At 64.8% G+C, this 19,200-nt stretch carries 18 protein-coding genes and 2 tRNA genes; 9 read left to right on the top strand and 11 right to left on the bottom strand.

Annotation, left to right across the window (positions count from 1 at the left end; all coding sequences use genetic code 11):
- Window positions 1-63 precede the first annotated feature (63 nt).
- Window positions 64-139, bottom strand: a tRNA-Val gene (locus tag ALII_RS0103615).
- A 196-nt stretch (window positions 140-335) separates the two neighbouring features.
- Here ALII_RS0103615 and ALII_RS0103610 point away from each other — a divergent pair.
- Window positions 336-412 (top strand) — tRNA-Asp (locus tag ALII_RS0103610).
- A gap of 68 nt (window positions 413-480) precedes the next feature.
- On the opposite strand, the gene ALII_RS22615 is transcribed toward ALII_RS0103610, so the two are convergent.
- The 3 genes from ALII_RS22615 to ALII_RS0103595 form a co-directional block, all read right to left on the bottom strand.
- The gene (locus tag ALII_RS22615) at window positions 481-645 is read right to left on the bottom strand and encodes a hypothetical protein (RefSeq protein WP_161632229.1); all 165 of its coding nucleotides are present in this window, start codon (window positions 643-645) and stop codon (window positions 481-483) included.
- A gap of 173 nt (window positions 646-818) precedes the next feature.
- Window positions 819-1,829, bottom strand: coding sequence for a betaine--homocysteine S-methyltransferase (bmt, locus tag ALII_RS0103600; protein ID WP_024585971.1), 1,011 nt, complete (start codon window positions 1,827-1,829; stop codon window positions 819-821).
- Window positions 1,830-1,882: 53 nt separating this feature from the next.
- Window positions 1,883-2,728, bottom strand: a complete 846-nt coding sequence (locus ALII_RS0103595; protein ID WP_024585970.1) for a helix-turn-helix transcriptional regulator — start codon at window positions 2,726-2,728, stop codon at window positions 1,883-1,885.
- A gap of 167 nt (window positions 2,729-2,895) precedes the next feature.
- Between ALII_RS0103595 and ALII_RS0103590 the strand changes: the two genes are divergently transcribed.
- Both ALII_RS0103590 and ALII_RS0103585 read left to right on the top strand, forming a co-directional pair.
- Window positions 2,896-3,918, top strand: coding sequence for a fatty acid desaturase (locus ALII_RS0103590; protein ID WP_024585969.1), 1,023 nt, complete (start codon window positions 2,896-2,898; stop codon window positions 3,916-3,918).
- Between the two features lie 40 nt (window positions 3,919-3,958).
- Window positions 3,959-4,819, top strand: a complete 861-nt coding sequence (locus ALII_RS0103585) for a PhnD/SsuA/transferrin family substrate-binding protein (protein WP_024585968.1) — start codon at window positions 3,959-3,961, stop codon at window positions 4,817-4,819.
- On the opposite strand, the gene ALII_RS0103580 is transcribed toward ALII_RS0103585, so the two are convergent.
- From ALII_RS0103580 to ALII_RS0103570, 3 genes are all read right to left on the bottom strand, one after another.
- The gene (locus ALII_RS0103580) at window positions 4,820-7,396 is read right to left on the bottom strand and encodes an FAD-dependent oxidoreductase (protein WP_024585967.1); all 2,577 of its coding nucleotides are present in this window, start codon (window positions 7,394-7,396) and stop codon (window positions 4,820-4,822) included. It abuts the gene before it with no gap.
- On the bottom strand, window positions 7,393-7,902 hold the full coding sequence (locus ALII_RS20955) for a DUF559 domain-containing protein (RefSeq protein ID WP_035449349.1): 510 nt from the start codon (window positions 7,900-7,902) through the stop codon (window positions 7,393-7,395). The genes ALII_RS0103580 and ALII_RS20955 overlap by 4 nt, the downstream gene beginning before the upstream one ends.
- Before the next feature lie 121 nt (window positions 7,903-8,023).
- Complete coding sequence (locus ALII_RS0103570; protein ID WP_024585965.1) at window positions 8,024-9,598, bottom strand: trimethylamine methyltransferase family protein; 1,575 nt, start codon at window positions 9,596-9,598, stop codon at window positions 8,024-8,026.
- A gap of 226 nt (window positions 9,599-9,824) precedes the next feature.
- On the opposite strand from ALII_RS0103570, the gene ALII_RS0103565 reads away from it, so the two are divergent.
- The 4 genes from ALII_RS0103565 (at window position 9,825) to ALII_RS0103550 (ending at window position 13,410) form a co-directional block, all read left to right on the top strand.
- The gene (locus tag ALII_RS0103565; RefSeq protein WP_024585964.1) at window positions 9,825-10,988 is read left to right on the top strand and encodes an MFS transporter; all 1,164 of its coding nucleotides are present in this window, start codon (window positions 9,825-9,827) and stop codon (window positions 10,986-10,988) included.
- A 168-nt stretch (window positions 10,989-11,156) separates the two neighbouring features.
- Entirely contained in the window at window positions 11,157-12,533 is a 1,377-nt protein-coding gene (locus ALII_RS0103560) for an aspartate aminotransferase family protein (RefSeq protein ID WP_024585963.1), read from the top strand.
- 54 nt (window positions 12,534-12,587) lie between these two features.
- Window positions 12,588-13,004: a carboxymuconolactone decarboxylase family protein gene (locus ALII_RS0103555; protein WP_024585962.1), complete on the top strand. Its 417-nt coding sequence runs from the start codon at window positions 12,588-12,590 to the stop codon at window positions 13,002-13,004.
- Between the two features lie 40 nt (window positions 13,005-13,044).
- A complete protein-coding gene (locus tag ALII_RS0103550) occupies window positions 13,045-13,410 on the top strand; it encodes a hypothetical protein (protein ID WP_024585961.1) in 366 nt (121 codons plus the stop codon).
- Window positions 13,411-13,637: 227 nt separating this feature from the next.
- Here the strand turns inward: ALII_RS0103550 and mmsB are convergent, their stop codons facing one another.
- Both mmsB and ALII_RS0103540 read right to left on the bottom strand, forming a co-directional pair.
- The gene (gene mmsB / locus ALII_RS0103545) at window positions 13,638-14,522 is read right to left on the bottom strand and encodes a 3-hydroxyisobutyrate dehydrogenase (RefSeq protein WP_024585960.1); all 885 of its coding nucleotides are present in this window, start codon (window positions 14,520-14,522) and stop codon (window positions 13,638-13,640) included.
- A gap of 87 nt (window positions 14,523-14,609) precedes the next feature.
- Window positions 14,610-15,785 carry an isobutyryl-CoA dehydrogenase gene (locus ALII_RS0103540; RefSeq protein WP_024585959.1) on the bottom strand — a complete coding sequence of 392 codons (1,176 nt, stop codon included), beginning with the start codon at window positions 15,783-15,785 and terminating at the stop codon, window positions 14,610-14,612.
- A gap of 128 nt (window positions 15,786-15,913) precedes the next feature.
- Here ALII_RS0103540 and ALII_RS0103535 point away from each other — a divergent pair, with 128 nt between their 5' ends.
- A complete protein-coding gene (locus ALII_RS0103535; protein WP_024585958.1) occupies window positions 15,914-17,377 on the top strand; it encodes a cobyric acid synthase in 1,464 nt (487 codons plus the stop codon).
- A 3-nt stretch (window positions 17,378-17,380) separates the two neighbouring features.
- Here ALII_RS0103535 and ALII_RS0103530 read toward each other — a convergent pair whose 3' ends face one another.
- Window positions 17,381-17,785, bottom strand: coding sequence for a cupin domain-containing protein (locus ALII_RS0103530; protein ID WP_024585957.1), 405 nt, complete (start codon window positions 17,783-17,785; stop codon window positions 17,381-17,383).
- A gap of 177 nt (window positions 17,786-17,962) precedes the next feature.
- On the opposite strand from ALII_RS0103530, the gene ALII_RS0103525 reads away from it, so the two are divergent.
- Window positions 17,963-18,319, top strand: coding sequence for a hypothetical protein (locus ALII_RS0103525; protein ID WP_152529517.1), 357 nt, complete (start codon window positions 17,963-17,965; stop codon window positions 18,317-18,319).
- Here ALII_RS0103525 and ALII_RS0103520 read toward each other — a convergent pair.
- Window positions 18,316-19,200, bottom strand: an 885-nt coding sequence (locus tag ALII_RS0103520; RefSeq protein ID WP_152529516.1) for an ATP-binding cassette domain-containing protein, incomplete at its 5' end; no start/stop codon positions are given. The genes ALII_RS0103525 and ALII_RS0103520 overlap by 4 nt on opposite strands.

Below are 19,200 nucleotides of genomic sequence, written 5' to 3'. Positions count from 1 at the left end.
AGGGCTCCCGTTCAGTGAACCTGCCGAACACTTCGTAAAAATCGGGCAAACCCTTGGAGGACATGGTGGGCGATGACGGGCTCGAACCGCCGACATCTTCGGTGTAAACGAAGCGCTCTACCAACTGAGCTAATCGCCCTCACGAGGCTGGAGATTTATGCGGTTAGCGTCGTGCGTGCAAGGCCGAATTGGCGGCGCGGCGGGCTTCCGCTGCGTCGCGTCGGATCGCCTGCGAAATAACCGTCCGGCGCGCTTGGAGCGCTTGACACCTCCAGTCGAACCGCTTAATTCACCCACCAACGCGGGCCGCACGAAACGTGCCGCAAGCGTCAAGCGCGGGTGTAGCTCAGTCGGTTAGAGTGCCGGCCTGTCACGCCGGAGGTCGCGGGTTCGAGCCCCGTCACTCGCGCCATTTCTCTCAGCAGATCGCTGTCGAAATGTTTCAACTCGGCTCTCAAGCCGGGTTTCGACTTCGCAATTCTACGGCTGTTGTTCCTCTCCGGTCTCGACCTGCGGGGCGATCTCATCCGTCGCCTCGGGTTCCGGCTCGCGCGCCTGTTGCGTCAGGAGCAGCAACACGAGCGCAAGCCCCGCAAGAACTTTCCAGAATCCTGCCGCCAGTCGCTTTCCCGGATCGTTGATCATCGTGCGACTGTCCCGCGCGTTTAGCCCACATGCAAGGCTCAAAACGAAAAAGGCCGGGCTTGCGGCCCGACCTCTAAAGTCTCGACGGCGGTGCCAGTACATCCGTGGTCACCGGCCGGAGACGATCTCTCGTAGAACCATAGATGGGAATCGATTCCCCATCCTGCAAGGGGTCACCCGCGCGGGCGTCGTCGCTCCCGGCGATTTCCCTCGCCGCCGCTTTGCGAGGCCAGCTTGTTGCGCATCGGGCCGATCCGCGCCTCGATCGTCTCGACGTTTGGCCGCTCGCCTTTGGTGTAACCGTCGATGGCCGCGCGCATCGCGGCCAGATGCCCGAACGACGTGCCGCAGCAGCCGCCCACGATCTGCGCCCCGCCATCGACAGCCAGCCGAGCATAGTCGGCCATCAGTTCCGGCGTACCCGAATAGTGAATTTCCGAACCACGGAATTCGGGAATGCCGCAATTGCCCTTGACGATGATCGTCGCATCCGGCCGCGCCGCGCTCATGTCGAGGAGCGAGGCGAGGATATCTGACGCGCCGACGCCGCAATTGGCGCCGACCGCGACGGGATGCTGCGAAAGCTGGTCGCCGACCTCGTGGATCGCGTCCGGCGCGAGGCCCATCATCGTGCGCCCGGCCGTGTCAAACGATCCGGTATAGGTATAAGGCAGGCCGACCCTGATCGCGGCCTCGGCAGCGGCCTTGATCTCGTCGGGCGCCGACATGGTCTCGATCCACGCGACCTCCGCACCGCCGGCCTTCAACCCCTCGATCTGCTCGACAAAGGCGGCAACCGCCTCATCATAGGTCATCGCACCGAGCGGGACGAGCAGTTCGCCCGTCGGCCCGACCGAGCCCGCCACGATGACGCGACGCCCAGCCCCGTCGGCGACGCCGCGCGCGATCTCCGCCGCCCTGCGGTTGATCTCGTGCACGCGATCCTGCGCATGGTGCAGCTTCAACCGGTGACGCGTGCCACCAAAGGAATTGGTGAGGATGATGTCTGCGCCCGCATCGACGAAACCCTGATGCAGCGCCTCGATCTTCTCCGGCGCGGTCTCGTTCCAGAGCTCCGGCGCGTCGCCGGCCTCAAGGCCCATCGCGAAGAGATTGGTGCCTGTGGCGCCGTCCGCGAGGAGGACGCCTTTCTCGGCGATCAGGGCGTCGATCGGATTTTCCATGGAAGGTCTCGATTTGCTGTTTGCGGAAGATATAAAGAAATCTTTATATCTGGTCAATCGATCGGGTCGTCGGCCAATTGCCGGCAATAGGCGGCGGCCTCGTGCGCGTTGATTTCGGCCGCGCGGATGAGATTGTCGAAATGCCGCGTCAGCGTGCGCACCGGGGTCACGGCGTTCAGCACCAGATACATCTCGCCGACATAGATCGCCGCACGGATTTGCCCGAAGATCGTGTAGGGGATCGAGTAGCGCTGGCGCCCGTCATACAGATAGAGCCGGAAGCTCGGATAGAGGTCGTCGATCAGCCGCGCCATGTGCGAAAGCTGCTCGCGCCGCTCGGTCTCAGGTAGCCCGCTCCACACGCCGTTTCCCTTGGCGAAGATTTCCAGCATGTGGCGCGGCATGCACACCTCCATGTCCGTCTCCGGCCGCCGGTTGTAGTCGATCCGGTAGTCCTTCTCGTCGATCTGGCTGTCGCGGTTCTTGCGCGTGATCCCTGCCTCGTAGTCGATCACGGCGTCGGTGCGCAGAAGGTCGGGAATGCCCGCCGGCACGTAGCGGATCTTGGTCCCCGCCGCCTCCGCATGCCACGCCGCCAGTAGCGTGCGGTCGAAACTGCCGGTGCCTTCCTCGATCTCGAGACTCTCGCGGATTTCCGAGGCCAGCCCCTCGTCCTGGCTGATGCCGAGCAGCCAGTCGAGCGAGACATTGTAGGTCGCGGCGATGTTGAGCAGCGTTTCGGCGCGGGGCAGGCGCGTCGACTGGCCCGATAGAAGCTGCGACAGGGCCGAGCGATCGATGCCGACGCCGGCGGCGAAGGCCGACTGGTTCTGGCCGCTCCGGGCCAACATCAGTTTCAGCCGCTCACGGAAGAGCTGGGAAAGGTCACGCTTGTCCATATCGCAGCATATCGCGTTTGTTGACCAAACAAAACATCTGCGGCATTCGGGTTTCACTATCAACGAAATATGCGCAAAGTCACATTGGTGTGAGCCTCATTTGATGTCAGCATCATGTCAGCAGGATCGGGGGATTCGGCGGTTCGGACTTGGGGCGGGACATGGAGATGAAGGAAATCGACAGACGGACCGCACGACGCTCTCCAGCCGCGATCGGCGCGGTCGAATGGCCGACAGTCACGTTGATCGCAGGCTGTTATGGCGTCTGGCTTGCGGCCGGAACGATCGGCTGGATGTTCGCGCCCTGGCTGGCCATCATCGTCCTCACGATCGCCATAGCGCTACAGTCCTCCCTGATGCACGAGGCCGCCCACGGCCACCCGACCCGCAACGGCTTCGTCAATGAAATCCTCGTCGGCCTGCCGATTGGTCTCGTCTATCCCTATCGCCGCTTCAAGAAGCTGCACCTTTGCCACCACGCCGACGAACGGCTGACCGATCCATTCGACGATCCGGAGAGCTACTATCAGGCCTTCTGGAGGCATGAGACCCTGCCGGATTGGCTGCGCGGGCTCCTGTCCTTCAACAACACCATGGTCGGCCGCTTCCTGATCGGTCCCGCTCTGTCGAACGTCGCGTTCCTCGCGTCCGACCTGAAGCTTCTGCGGGCCGGCGATGTCGGCGTTCAGCGCGCCTGGCGCCATCACCTCGTCGGCCTCGCCGTTCTCATCCCCATCCTCGTCTTCGCATTCCAGATGCCGCTCTGGCTCTATCTCGTGCCGGTCTATCTCGGCCAGTCGCTGATCGCGATCCGCACCTTTGCCGAGCATCAATGGTCGGAGCGACCCGATGGCCGCACGATCATCGTCGAGCGTTCCCCGCTGGCGCTGCTCTTCCTCAATAACAACCTCCATCTCGTCCACCACAAGCAGCCGACCGTGCCGTGGTACGAACTCCCGCGCCTCTTCCGCGCCCGGCGGGAAGACTGGGTCAGGATGAATGGCGGCTACGTCTTCCCCAACTATCTCGCACTGTTCCGCACCTTCGCGCTGAAGCCCAAGGAGCCGATCGTCCACCCCGTGCTGCGCCGTCAGCCGGAGCAGGGCAGGGCATTCCGTCCGCGCATCCGTGCCCGCTCCGTCCACGGCCTCGGCACCGCGCCCGTCCCGGCCGAGCCATCGACGGAGTAGGGGGCTTGCATCCTGCCTTTGCGGCATCCGATAAGGTCCCATGACCGATCGCATCGCCGCCCTTCCCATGTACGACTGGCCGGAAGTTCGCGCGCAGACGAACGCGCAATGGACGCGCATCCGCGAAATCCTGCGCACCGCCGGCATTGATGCCCACGAGACGCTGACCCGCGAAACCGGCGACCTCTACGACTTCTGGCGCCGCCCCGAACTCCTGTTCGCCCAGACCTGCTGGGGCCCGATGGGGGATGGTTTGGCGGAGCATGTCCACGTCATCGGCCAGCCGGATTATTCGGACGTGGAAGGCGGGGAGGGGGAGTTCTATCGCAGCGTGGTTCTGATGCGCCGGAATGATGACTCGCTGAGCTCCGGAACACCCCCCTCTGTCCTGTCGGACATCTCCCCCTCAAGGGGGGAGATCAATCTCTCCGCAGTCGCGCCAACCTTGGCTGAGTTGACGACGCGCGTAATCTCCCCCCCTGAGGGGGAGATGTCCGGCAGGACAGAGGGGGGTGTGACGAAGCGCTTACCTTCGATTACCTCCCATCAGGAAGCGATCCGCAACAAGCGCCTCGCCTACAACGTCCCCGACTCCATGTCCGGCTACCTCGCCCTCCAGTCGGACCTCGGCTCCCTCGACCTCTTCAGCGAACACATCTCCACCGGCGGCCACCGCGCCTCGATCCGCGCCGTCGCGTCCAATCACGCCGATGTCTGCGCCATCGACTGCCGCTCCTGGGCGCTGGCCCAACGCCACGAACCGGCCGCAGCAAACCTCATACCCATTGGCTGGACGACCCCACGCAAGGGCCTGCCCTACATCACCAGCCGCCAGACTCCGCCCGAAACCGTGGCCGCGATGCGCGCTGCCTTGATGGCTGCCGGCCTGATCGTCGCCTGATCAACCCCGCATCTTCTCGCCCGCCGGGTCGAACGGCGGCTCGATGGCGATTCGTGCCGGACGCCGATGCCCGAGGATCTCGATCTCGAACATCCCGTCGCTCGCATCCTCCGAAAGCGCCGCCGGCACATAGCCTTGCGCCATCGACTTTTCGACGAAATGCGCATAGCCGCCCGACGTCACCCAGCCGACTACCGACCATTCGCCATCGTGAATCCCGCGCACGGCCGAGGCGTCGGTCGCCGCCTGCGATCCGCGGACGTCCTTGCCGTCGGCATCGAAGCGCGGCGCGCCATAGCCGTGCGGCTCTCCGACCGTGCCGAATTCCTGCCCGTTGACCTTCGCCCAGATCGGTTCGTCGCCCATCACGTCTGCGTCGAGCGCATCGACCTTGAATGACACGCGCTGCAGCTTCGATCCTTCGGCCTGTTCCTTGGCCGCCGCCTCGCGTCCGATGAAATCGTTCTTCTCCAGCTTGATGAAGCGATCCATCGCACCCTCGAAGGGCCCATAGATCGGCCGCAGCTCGCGGAACCAGGTCGGGAAGTTCTTTTCGAGCCGCATCGACAACAGCGCCCGCATGCCGAAATCGACGATGCCGAATTCCGCGCCCTCGCGCTTGATCGCCTCGTAGACGAGCCGCTGATAGGCCGGCTCCATCCAGATTTCGTAGCCGAGATCGCCCGTATAGGAGATGCGGTTGACCATGCAGGGCGCACCGGCCACCGCCATCTCGCGAAAATCCATGAACTTGAACGCCGCGTTCGACACGTCGACATCGACCAGCTTCTGTATCAGGTCGCGCGACCGCGGCCCGGCGATCGAGAGCCCTACCAGCGTCTGGTCGAAGCGGATGATCCGCACCGAGCGGTCCTTCGGCAGGTGCTTTTCGAACCAGCGCATGTGGTATTTCTGCGCAGCCGAGGAACCCCAGACCATGAAGCGGTCGTCATCCGCCTTGGCGATAGTGAAATCGCCGATCAGCTTGCCGAACTCGTTCAGCATGGGCGTTAGGACGATGCGGCCGGTCTTGGGCATCCGGTTGGTCATCAGCCGGTTGAGGAACTCTTCGGCGCCCGTTCCGGCCACTTCGTATTTGGCGAAATTGGCGATTTCCGTCACGCCGACGCGTTCGCGCGTCGCACGAACTTCCGCGCCAATATGCTCGAAATCGTTGGAGCGGTGGAACGAGACGACATCCTTGGCCTCGGTGCCCTTCGGCGCGAACCAGAGCGGCGTCTCCAGCCCCCAGCTATCACCCATCACGGCATTGTTGTCGCGCACCATGACGTCGTAGAGCGGCGTCGTCTGTGCCGGCCTTGCAGCCGGTAGCTCTTCATTGGGAAACCTGATCGAGAAACGCCGCGAATAGTTCTCGCGCACCTTGGCGTTGGTGTAGCGCAGGCTCGCCCACTCGCCGAAGCGCGCGACGTCCATGCCCCAGACGTCGAACCCCGGATCGCCGTTCACCATCCAGTTGGAGAGCGCCAGCCCGACGCCGCCGCCCTGGCTGAACCCGGCCATGACAGCGCAGGCGCACCAGAAATTCGTCAGCCCCTGCACCGGCCCGACGAGCGGATTGCCGTCCGGCGCGAAGGTGAAGGGCCCGTTGATGATCTGCTTGATGCCGGCCTTCTCGATGCCCGGAAAATGCTTGAAGCCGACTTCGAGCGACGGCGCGATGCGGTCGAGGTCGGGTTGCAGCAGTTCGTGGCCGAAGTCCCACGGCGTGTTGACCGGCGACCAGGGCTTGCATGCCTTTTCATATGTGCCGAGCAGCACACCGTTGCGTTCCTGCCGCGTATAGATTTCGCCCTTGAAGTCGAGCACGCCGACCATCTCGCGGCCGGTCCTGGCGTTGAACTCCTCGACCGCCGGCATCGGCTCGGTCAAAAGATACATATGCTCCATGGCGAGCAGCGGAAGCTCGACGCCGACCATGCGTCCCACCTCGCGCGCCCAGAGCCCTCCGCAATTGACGACATGCTCGGCCTTCACGGTGCCGTTCCTGGTGACGACGTTCCAGGTGCCATCGGCCTCCTGCGTCAGCTCGATCACCGGGTTGCGCAGGACGATCTCCGCGCCGAGCGTCTTCGCCGCCTTGGCATAGGCGTGCGTCGTGCCCGAAGGGTCGAGATGCCCTTCGACCGGGTCCCACATCGCGCCGACGAAATTCGTCTCGTCCATCAGCGGAAACATCGCCTTGGCTTCGGACGGCGTGATGAGCTCGGTGTCCATGCCGAGATAGCGGCCCTTGGCGTGCGCCAGCCGCAGGAAATCCAAGCGCTCCGGCGTATCCGCCAGCATGACGCCACCCGTCAGATGCAGCGAGCAGGACTGGCCCGAAATCTCCTCCAGCTCCTTGTAGAGCTGCACCGTATAGGCCTGCAGCTTGGCGACGTTCGGATCGCCGTTCAGCGTGTGAAACCCACCGGCCGCATGCCAGGAAGAGCCGGACGTCAGTTCCGACCGCTCGATCAGCATCACATCCGTCCACCCGGCCTTCGCCAGATGGTAAAGCACCGAACACCCGACGACGCCCCCGCCGATCACGACCGCTTTTGCATGGGATTTCATATGAACCTGTCCGCCCGAAATTCTGATGAAACTGATGGTTTGAATTGAAGATCGACGGCATCGACCTTGGATGCAAGCCGCCCGGTCAACGCCGCGAGAATGATGTCGCAAACCTCGCCGCGTTTCCTGATCACGTCGTGATTCCAAAAGCGCACGATGGAAAACCCTTGTGTGTTCATGAACGCATCGCGCTGAATATCATGGACACTTCCGGCATGTTGGCTTCCGTCGATCTCAACGACGAGCCACTGCTCGCGGCAGGCAAAGTCAGCGAAGTACAGCCCGACTGGAAACTGCCGCGTAAATTTGTATCCGCCGAGCTTGCGACGCTTCAGCTCCAACCAAAGCAGCGCCTCCGCCTGGTTGTCGTTCTGACGCAAGCCACGCGCGCGAGCAGTCGTGCCCGTCTTTCGGCGGCTTCGCGTCTCACCACCGCCTTCCCCCACTCCGTCGCCGCTGCGCGGCGCCACCTCTCCCCCCTCCGGAGGGAGAGGAAAGGCGCGCATCACCGCTTCCTCCTCAAAATGAAGCCCGCTTCCTCTCCGCATTTCCTCTCCCCCGTCGTTCGGGGGAGAGGTGGTCCGCGAAGCGGATCGGAGTGGGGGTCGCCTGGCCTCGCTCATCGCGTCAAAAATCCGTCGGCGCGCCGCCCTCTGCGATCCGCCGCTGGACGAAATCGTTGACGGCTTCCTCGACCGCCGGGTCGATCGCCGGTTTCTCCCACGCCGCGAGCCGTTCCTTCCACACCCGGTTGGCCTTCTCAACAGCCGTCGGGCTGCCCGCCAGTTGCCAGCTTTCGAAATTGCGCCAGTCCGACAGGATCGGCGAATAGAAAGCGTTCTTGTAGCGGTCCTGCGTGTGTTGTGTCCCGAAGAAGTGCCCGCCGGGGCCGACCTCGCGAATGGCATCGACCGCCAGCGCGTCTTCGGAAAGATCGAGCGGTGTCAAAAACTCCGCCACCATCTGCAACAGGTCGATGTCGAGGATCATCTTCTCGTAGGAGCAGCGCAGCCCGCCCTCGAGCCAGCCCGCCGAATGCAGCATGAAATTCGCGCCCGCCTGCACCGCGCCCCAGAGCGAGAAGACGCTCTCATAGGCCGCCTGTGCGTCGACGGCGTTCGCAGCGCAGACGTTCGACGTGCGGTAGGGGATGCCGTAGCGCCGCGCGAGTTGGCCGCCGACGAGCTGCGCCTTCATGTATTCCGGCGTGCCGAAGGCCGGCGCGCCCGACTTCATGTCGACATTGGAGGTGAACCCGCCATAGCCGACCGGCGCGCCCTTCCGCACCATCTGCGCGAACGCGATGGCCGACAGCGCCTCGGCGTTCTGCTGGACCAGCGCGCCCGCGATCGTCACCGGCGCCATCGCGCCGGACAACGTGAAGGGCGTGATGATAACGATCTGCCCGCGGCTCGCCATCTGGATGATGCCTTCCATCATCGGAATGTCGAGCTTCAGCGGCGAGTTGGTGTTGATGATCGTATAGACCGACGGCTCCAGAAGGAGTTGCTCTTCCGAGATCCCGCGCGCCAGCCGCGCGATTTCGATGCCGTCTACATTGCGCTCCCGCCCGAGCGAATAGATGTGGAACGGCTTGTCGGTGATCAGCGCCAGATCGCGCACGCATTCGAGGTGCCGGATCGACGGGTGGATGTCGGTCGGCTCGACCGGATAGCCGCCGGTGGCGTGGATGATGTTGTGGACCTGCGCGAGCTTCAGGAAATTGCGGAAATCCTGTTGGTTGCCCGGCCGGCGACCCCGGTCGAGGTCCGAGCAGTTTGGGGCCGAAGCGACCTGCGCGAAGACGAGGTTGCGCCCGCCGAAATGGACGTCATGCGCCGGATTGCGCGCGTGCAGCGTGAACTGCGACGGGCAATGCGAGACCAACTCCAGGATCAAATCGGCATCGAAGCGCACGCGCTCCGACCCCTCGCGCACGTCGGCGCCCGCCTCCTTCATGATCCGCCGCGCTTCGTCATGCAGCACGTCGACGCCGATCTCCTTCAGCACGCGCAGGGAGGCAAGGTGGATGGACTCCAGTTCGTCCGCCGAGAGAAGTTCGGTCGGTGGGAAGGGGATCGTATGACGGCGATAGAGCGGTTGCTCGAAAGCCGCCGATCCACCGGCGCGTTTTCCAGCCCGTCCGCCGCGCCGGCCGCGTTCGGTGACGAGCGCCTCGGTGGGCATAGTCAGATCGGTCATCGCGGCCTCGGCGGAATGCTCAGAATCTGGCCGCATACTGGACCGCCGGCGACCCATCCGACAACGGACCGGCGACCCGCAGAACGAGGGAATCGACACGGGCGACATGGCGCTATCGAAGGAGCGACATCGCCGGATTTGCCGTGTCTGGACCACCGAAATCCAACTTTTCGGCCACGCTCGTTTTGCTCTGGCGCGCAGCTTGAGGACGGGTTCATGTCTTGCGATGGAAACGACCGTCGTCCCCGCAATCAAGCCCGTGCCATGGCTCGCCATCGGCGCCGTGACGGCGACTGTGTCGGTGTTCGCGATCGCGCAGGGCCTATCCTATCCGCTCCTGAGTTTCATCCTCGAGCGGCAGGGTGTTTCACCGACCATGATCGGCCTCTCCGCCGCCATGTCGCCGCTCGGCACGATCGTCTCGTCCTCGCTCGTGCCCATGCTGGTCAAGCGGCTCGGCGGCGTGCGCACCGTGCTTTGCTGCGCTGCCTTCTGCGCGACGCTTCTCGCGCTCATCGGCGCGACCCAGAACGTCTGGCTCTGGTTCCCGCTGCGCTTCATGATCGGCATGTCGGTCATCCCGCTGTATGTGCTCTCCGAAGTGTGGATGATCTCGCTAGCACCGGCGCATGCGCGCGGCCGGTTCATGGGCTTCTACACCTCGACCATCTCGCTCGGTTTCGCGCTCGGTCCGGCAACGCTTGCGCTGGTCGGCACCCAGGGCTGGCCGCCTTTTCTCGTCGGAATCGCCGCCTTCCTCATCTGCGGCCTGTTCGTCGCGGCCGCCGCGCCGCGCCTGCCGCAGTTCCACGAGGACGAGCAGCAGGGCACCGTGCGCCGCTTCCTCCCCGTCGCGCCGACGCTGCTTCTCGCGGTCGTCGTCGCCGCCGGGTTCGAGACCGCGATGCTGTCGCTCCTGCCGTCCTACGGCCGCGCCTTCGCGGTCGGCGAGGCGGAAATGGCCACGCTCCTCACCGTCTTCATCATCGGCAATTTCGCCCTGCAGGTGCCGTTCGGCATGATCGCGGACTGGTGGAGCGCCCGCGCCGTCATGCTCGTCTGCGCCGTGCTGACCATCGTCGGTTGCGGGCTTCTCCCGCTGGTGCTCGGCACGCCCGCGCAATGGCCAGTCGCCTTCTTCTGGGGCGCATTCGCCTATGGCATCTACACGATGGCGATCGTCGAACTCGGCCAGCGTTTTTCCGGCTCCATGCTGGTGGCGGGCAACGCCGCGTTCGCGTTGATGTGGGGCATCGGCGGCATTTCCGGCCCGCCGAGCGCCGGCGTCGCGATGCAGATTTTCGGCCCGCACGGCCTGCCGGCCGTCATGGCCGCGCTCTGCTTGGCTCTCGTGCTTGTCGGCGTCGTTCGCGCCCGCCAGCGCGCTTGAACCGCCGCGACGCCGCCGCTACAAAGCCATATGCATCGCTCTGTCAAAAGACATGCCTCGACGCCGTCGCCGCGCACGCGGCACGCCGAGCTTTTGCGCCTGTGCGCCCGTATCGGCTATTCCCCTCCGCACTCCGCCTGAACCCCTCGTTCAACGGAGAGACAAGACATGACCTACCAGAACTATTCCCTGAAGCAGCTTCAGGAGATCGATGCGGCCCATCATCTCCACCCCTTCACCGATCACAAGGATCTGCGCGACGCCGGCTCGCGCATGATCACGCGCGCCGAGGGCCCGTTCGTCTATGACAGCGAAGGCAAGCAGATTCTCGACGGCATGGCCGGACTGTGGTGCGTGAATGTCGGCTACGGCCGCAACGAACTGGCCGAAGCCGCCTACGCGCAGATGAAGGAACTGCCCTACTACAATTCCTTCTTCAAATGCACGACGCCGACGCCGGTCCTGCTCGCACGGAAGCTCGCCGAAATCGCGCCCGCCAACATGAACCAGGTCTTCTACGGCTCGTCCGGTTCGGAGGCCAACGACACCGCGCTGCGCCTCGTGCGTCACTACTGGGCGCTCGAAGGCAAGCCGCAGAAGAACCGCATCATTTCGCGCAACTGGGCCTATCACGGCTCCACCATCACCGGCACGTCGCTCGGCGGCATGTCGGCGATGCACGGCCAGTTGAACGGTGCGGTGCCGAACATCGTCCACGTCATGCCGCCCTATGCGTTCGAACTGGCGAACCCCGGCGAGAGCGACCATGATTTCGGCGTGCGCGCCGCAAAGGCTGTCGAAGATGCGATCCTCGAGGCGGGCGCGGACAATGTCGCCGCCTTCATCGGCGAGCCGGTCATGGGGGCAGGGGGCGTCAAGATTGCACCCGACAGCTACTGGCCGGAAATCCAGCGCATCTGCCGCAAGCACGACGTCCTCTTGATGCTCGACGAGGTCATCACCGGCTATGGCCGCACCGGCGAGTGGTTCGCCGCGCAAACGCTCGGCATCGAGGCCGATACGATCACCACCGCAAAGGCGCTGACCTCCGGCTACCAGCCCCTTTCCGCGCTTCTGGTCGGCGACCGGATCGCCTCGACGCTGGTCGAAAAGGGCGGCGAGTTCTATCACGGCTACACCTATTCCGGTCACCCGGTCGCCTGCGCCGTCGCGCTCGCCAATCTCGACATCATCGAGAAGGAAGGCCTGATCGATCGCGTGCGTGACGAAACGGGACCGTATCTCGCCCGAGCGCTTGCGGAACGCCTCGCCGGTCACGGCATCGTCGGAGAAGTCCGCAGCATCGGGCTCATGGCCGCCATCGAGATCGTCAAGGACAAGGCCTCGCGCGAGCGGTTCGAAAATGGCGGCTTGGCGGCCGCCACGGTCCGCGACCATGCCATCGCGGGCGGCATGATGATGCGCGCCGTGGGCGACACGATGATCCTGTCGCCGCCGCTGATCTGGACGAAGGAAACCATCGACATGGCCTGCGAGCGCATCGGCAAGGCGCTCGACCTCGCCGAGCGCGATTTGCGCAAGTAATGCGCACGACCCTTCCGCGTCGGCGCGGGAGGGTCCCCACCGGAGACCGACACCATGACCGCACCCATCCTGCCACTCGTCGAATATGAAGACGCTTCGCCGCAAGTCCGTGAGGTCTATGACGACATCATGGAAACGCGCGGCTCCGACTGGATCAACAATTTCTGGAAGGTCCTCGCGCACGACCCCGCGACGTTGAAGCGGACGTGGCAGGACGTGAAGCAGGTGATGGCACCCGGCGCGCTCGATCCCTTGACCAAGGAACTTATCTACATCGCCGTCTCCGCCACCAATGGCTGCGAATATTGCACCTATTCCCACACCGCCGGCGCCCGGGCCAAGGGCATGACGGACGCGCAGTTGATGGAGGTCATGGCAGTCGTCGGCATGGCGAACGAGACCAATCGACTTGCCAATGGTCTGCGACCGCCGGTCGATGCGCAATTCCTGCCGGAACATCCCGAGACGTGATACGTTTTGTGCAGCGCAATATTGTGCGAGGGACATGACCATGCCGATCAAGCCCAACACCCGTTCCGTGCGCGCCGCCGCTGCGCTGACGGGAAATCTCATGCTGGCGCCCGCCGTCATCGCCATGCGCATGCCGATGCTGACGGCCGAGGCCAACAGTTCCAACCCTTATCGCGTCGAGACGACGCGCGCCGTGACGGAAAAGATGTCTGCCATGGTCGAGGGGGCGCTGGCGGCGCAGATGGCGTTCGCCCAGGCGGCGATCCAGTTCTGGCCGGAAGTCTGGTCTGGCCGCACACCGGCACTCTTGAGCGGCGTCGCGGCCGACAGGGCCATGCGTGCCGCGCTTCTGCCCTCCGGGCGCGCGGTCAAGAGTAATCATCGCCGTTTGAGCCGAGTGAAGTAGATAAACGCAAAAACCGCGCTCTCCGGAAGAGAAACGCGGTCTTGCCACAAAGACGCATGGCACTTCGCGACAAGATACTTGCGAAGGATACTGCTCCGGTACGCAATACCTGATCCGGAGCGGGAGGCGGCTGCGACAACCGCCTTGTCATCTGTTCTAGCGGGACAATCTTACCAGCGGGTTAGCAGTCACTTAAGCAAAGATGAATCTGCCGAAAATCGCGTCGATCAATCTGTTTTCCCGCGCAGGAAGTTGATGATGCCGGAAAAATCGGTCCCGCCCTGGCCCATCGCGTTGAAAAGCGCGTAGAGCTGCGTCGCCTCGGCGCCCAGCGGCGTCACCGCGCCGGCATTCTGCGCGGCCTCCTGCGCGAGCTTCAAATCCTTTAGCATCAGCGCGGCGGCAAAGCCCGGCTTGTAATCGCGGTTCGCAGGCGAGTTCGGCACGGGGCCCGGAACGGGGCAGTAGGTCGTCAGCGACCAGCACTGGCCCGACGACGTCGACGCGACATCGTAGAGCGCCTGGTGCGACAGGCCGAGCTTTTCGGCCAGCACGAACGCTTCGCCGACGCCGATCATCGAGATGCCGAGGATCATGTTGTTGCAGATCTTCGCCGCCTGGCCGGCGCCGGCGTCGCCGCAATTGACCACCTTGCCGGCCATCGGCTTCAGCACCGGCGCGGCTTTGGCGAACGCATCCGCGCTGCCGCCGGCCATGAAGGTGAGCGTGCCGGCCTCCGCCCCGCCGACGCCGCCCGAAACCGGCGCATCGACCGAGAGCATGCCCGCATCCGCTGCGATCTTGTGCGCCTTGCGCGCCGAATCGACGTCGATTGTGGAGGAATCAATGAAGAGCGTCCCCTTGGCCGCCGCCGGCACGATGTCCTCATAGACCGACACGACATGCTTGCCCGCCGGCAGCATCGTGATGACCACCTCGGCCCCGGAAATTGCCTCGCGCGCGCTCGCAGCCACCGCCGCGCCATTGGCCCTGGCGGTTTCGAGATTGGCCTCGACGAGGTCGAACCCCGTCACCTTGTGCCCCGCCTTGACGAGATTGGCCGCCATGGGATTGCCCATATTGCCGAGGCCGATGAATGCGATGGTCGTCATGTGTTCCTCCGATGTGAGGGGAGTAGGGGAGTAGGGGAAGTTCGGTCAGCGCTTTTCACCTACTCCCGTACTCCCCTATTCCCCTCTTCACTTCCCGATCAAACTGCGCGCGATAATCACCCGCATGATCTCGTTCGTCCCTTCGAGAATCTGATGCACGCGCAGATCGCGCACGATCTTCTCGACGCCGTAATCGTGCAGATAGCCATAGCCGCCATGCACCTGCAGCGCCTCGTTGGCGACGTCGAAGCAGGTGTCGGTCACGAAGCGCTTGGCCATGGCGGACCACTTGCCGGCATCGTGCGCCTTGCGGTCGAGCTTGGAGGCCGCCGCGTAGAGCAGCATGCGCGAGGCGCTGAGGTCGGTTTCCATGTCGGCCAGCTTGAACTGCAGAGCCTGAAACTGGTCGAGCGTCTTGCCGAAGGCCTGCCGCTCGGCGGCATAGGCCAGCGCCTTGTCGAGCGCGGACTGCGCGCCGCCGAGCGAGCAGGCGGCGATGTTGAGCCGCCCGCCGTCGAGCCCGGCCATGGCGATCTTGAAGCCCATGCCCTCGTCGGCGAGCAGGTTTTCGGCCGGCACCTTGCAGTCGTCGAAGATCACCTGGCGGGTCGGCTGCATGTGCCAGCCCATCTTGTTTTCGCTCGCGCCGAAGGAAAGGCCGGGCGCATCCTTGGGAATGACCAGCGTCGAAACGCCCTTCGGCCCGTCCTCTCCGGTGCGCACCATCGCGACATAGACGTCCGATTCGCCCGCGCCCGAGATGAACTGCTTGGCGCCGTTGACGATGTAGTCGCTGCCATTGCCGCCCGAGCGCGTCGCGCGAGTCTTGAGCGCGGCGGCGTCGGAGCCAGCCCCCGGCTCGGTCAGGCAGTAGCTGGCGATCCATTCGAGCGAGGTCAGCTTCGGCAGGAAGCGCTGGCGCTGCGCCTCGTCGCCGAACTTATCGATCATCCACGCCGCCATGTTGTGGATCGACAGGAACGACGAAAAGGCAGGGCAGGCGGCTGCCAGCGCCTCGAAGATCAGCACCGCGTCGAGCCGTCCCAGTCCCGAGCCGCCGACATCCTCGCCGATATAGATGCCGCCGAAGCCGAGCGGCCCCGTCTCGCGGATCACGTTGGCGGGGAAGTGCCGCTCGCGATCCCAGTCGAGCGCATAGGGCGCGACCCGCTCGGCGGCAAAGCCCGCCGTCATTTCCTGGATGGCGCGCTGGTCCTCGTTGAGTTCGAACTGGCTGGCCGTGGCGTCGGTCGCGGCGTCCATGCCGACCTCCCTGTCGCGATGGATTTTCCTCGGCCGGCAATCTAGACCATTGTCCGACGCGCGCAACGTGAAGCCTGTGCGCCGAGCGACAAGGGGATGTGCATGGGTTCGAGTCTGGGGTGCGCCGTTTGACCCGCGCCATCATGCTTCAAGGCACCGGCTCGGATGTCGGCAAGACGCTGCTGGTCGCGGGCCTGTGCCGAGCGGCCCTGCATCGCGGCCTGCGCGTGCGCCCGTTCAAGCCGCAGAACATGTCGAACAACGCAGCGATCGCCATCGGCCTCGACGGCTCGCCCGGCGAGATCGGTCGCGCGCAATGGCTGCAGGCGCGCGCCTGCAAGGTCGCGCCGAGCGTCGACATGAACCCCGTCCTGCTCAAACCGCAAAGCGACGTCGGCGCCCAGATCGTCATCCATGGCCGAATGGCCGGCGAGGCGGCCGCGCGTAACTTCGGCGCGCAAAAGGACCGGCTGATGGCGGCCGTCATGGAATCCTGGCAGCGCCTGCGCGAGAATGCGGACCTCATCATCGTCGAAGGCGCCGGCTCGCCGGCCGAGATCAATCTGCGCGACCGCGACATCGCCAACATGGGCTTCGCCACCGTCGCAAATGTCCCGGTCGTGCTCGTCGGCGACATCGACCGCGGCGGGGTCATCGCCTCCATCGCCGGCACCCACCTCATCCTGCCCGACGAAGACCGACGGATGATCGTCGGCTTCATCGTCAACAAATTCCGCGGCGAGCTTTCGCTGTTCGACGACGGCCTCGCCGCCATCGAGCGCTTCACCGGCTGGCGCTCCTTTGGCGTCGTGCCGTGGCTGAAGGAAGCCGCGCTCCTGCCCGCCGAAGATGCGGTCGTGCTCGACCGCGCCCCGCGCGGCGGCAAGGGACGGCTGACGATCGCGGTGCCCATGCTCTCGCGCATCGCCAATTTCGACGACCTCGACCCGCTGCGCGCCGAACCGGACGTAGATGTCGTCTTCGTGCCGCCCGGTCGCCCGATCCCGCCGGTCGATATCGTCATCCTCCCGGGCTCCAAATCGACCATCGCCGATCTCGCCTTCCTGCGTGCGCAAGGCTGGGATCGCGACATCGCCAGCCACCATGCTGCCGGCGGCACGATCATCGGCCTTTGCGGCGGCTTCCAGATGCTCGGCCGCCGCGTCAGCGACCCTACCGGAACCGAAGGACTGGACCGCGACGCGCCCGGCCTCGGCCTTCTCGATGTGGAAACCGTGCTCGAGCCGCAAAAAACCCTTCGCGAGGTGACCGCCCGCTCGCTCCGTCATGGCGTCGACACCTCTGGCTACGAAATCCACCTCGGCCACACCACCGGTCCGGATTGCGCGCGTCCCGTCTTCGGCATCGACGGCGCGCCGGACGGTGCAATGTCGGCTAACGGCCAGGTCTGGGGCACCTACCTCCACGGCCTCTTCACCGGAGACGAGTTCCGCCGCCGCTTCCTCGCCGATCACGGCGTCGAAGCCTCGCCGCTCGGCTTCGAACAGCGCATCGACGACGCGCTCGACGCCATCGCCGAAGCGCTCGAAACCCATCTCGACTGCGCCGCGCTGTTTGCTGCAGCCCGCTGATCGTCAGCCGTTTTCCTTGAACCAGTCGACGATCGCCGGCATGTTGCGCTCGAACCCGCCGGGGATGAAGAAGTTGAGAAGTCCGGCGCGCGCATCCGTCCGGTTCTCGAAATCGTGGATCGTTCCGGCCGGGATGCGCAGGAAATCGCCCGGCCCGATATCGCGCCATTCCGCACCGGCCAGCACCGCCATGACCCCGCCGATCCCGTAGAACACCTCGTCATTCGCCTCGTGGCTATGCGCGCCGGGCCCGGTCGTCTGCGGTTCGAGCCACCATTCGGAGACGCTGTAGGCCTCCTTCGTTTCCGTCTCGTCCGCCTTGAAGATCGCCCGCATGCCCGGCATGTCGTAGCTTCGACCGGCGCCGGCCGCGAGCTTGATGATCTGAGGTCCTGATCCTTCGTCCATCCTTCCCTCCCACATTCGAAGCGAGAATAGCGCGCACAGCTATCGGCCCGCACGCGCGAATTGAAGCCCCACGAACATATCCGCGCCACGTCGCCAAGTATAAATGGTTCGTAAGGGTCGTTCAGGTAGCAATGAAACGTACGGCGCGGCCGTGACGTGACCATCGGAGGTTGATCAGTGCTGATGACGGGCCAGGACCTCAAGATGCCGGTCGAAACCTTGCTCGTTCTGGCGATCATCCTGCGCGAGGGCGACAGGCTGGATCAGCTCGGCCTGCTGTCCGAGCGCGTCTACGACTGGCTGGCGCTCGGGCCCGAAGAACGCGAGCTGCTCGCGGGCGAGCTGCGAACCTATCACGCAGGCGTCAGTTCCGCTGCAAGCATACTTGCATTGCGCGCCTTGCCCGGCGACCGGCGTCGGCTCCTCGCAAGCCAGGTGCTCGACTTCGCCGCGTCCGATCCTTTGCTGCGCCCGCACCAGCGCCGTCTGGCAATCCGTGTCGACGACATTCTGGCCGTCGACGATCCCCTCTAGACGAGCAAGGCTTGCCGCCGTGCAAGCGCGCGATCGAGGTCGGGCGAGGCGGCGACCAGCATCTTGCCGGCCTCCGATTGCGGATCGTCCAGCACCGCGCCGGTATCCCCGCGCTCCACGATCTCGCCCTCATGCATCACCATCACCTGATCGGTGATCGCCCGCGCGACCGCCAGATCGTGCGTGATGAAGAGATAGGCGACGCCGAGCCGCTGGTTCAAATCAGCGAAGAGATCGAGCACCTGCGCCCGGATCGAAACGTCCAGCGCCGACACCGGCTCATCGGCGACGATCAGCTTCGGCCGCGTGATCAGCGCCCGCGCGATCGAAAGCCGCTGCCGCTGGCCGCCGGAGAATTCGTGCGGATATTTGTCCATGTCCGCAGCCGAAAGCCCGACTTCGCCAAGCGCCTGCGCCACCCGCTCGCGCCTTTCTGAGCGCGATGGCTGGCTTTCCAGAAGATGCAGCGGTTCGGCCACCAGCCGCTCCACCTTGTGGCGCGGGTTGAACGAGCCGTAGGGGTCCTGAAAGACGACCTGCATGTTGCGCCGCGAAGGGCGCAGTTCCGCTTCGCTTTTCGTCGTCAGTTCCTCCCCGCCGAAACGAATCGAGCCCGCTGTCGGCCGGTCGAGCGCGAGGATCATGCGGGCGAGGGTGGATTTCCCACACCCCGACCGCCCCACCAGCGCCATCGACTGGCCTTCGTGCAGGTCGAACGACACGCCCCGCACGGCGCGGAACGGCTCGGGTTTTGAGAACAGCGAGCGCCGCCGGCCGGCATAATTGCGGGTGACGTCGCGGATTTCCAAGAGTGGAGGGTACGAGCCCGGCTCACCCCCCTCTGCCCTGCCGGCCATCTCCCCCTCAAGGGGGGAGATCAG

Source organism: Aliihoeflea sp. 2WW, from assembly GCF_000497755.1.
Taxonomy (GTDB): Bacteria; Pseudomonadota; Alphaproteobacteria; order Rhizobiales; family Rhizobiaceae; genus Aliihoeflea.
The sequence above is the reverse complement of the archived record's forward strand: the minus strand, read 5'-3'. Positions and strand labels throughout refer to the sequence as shown.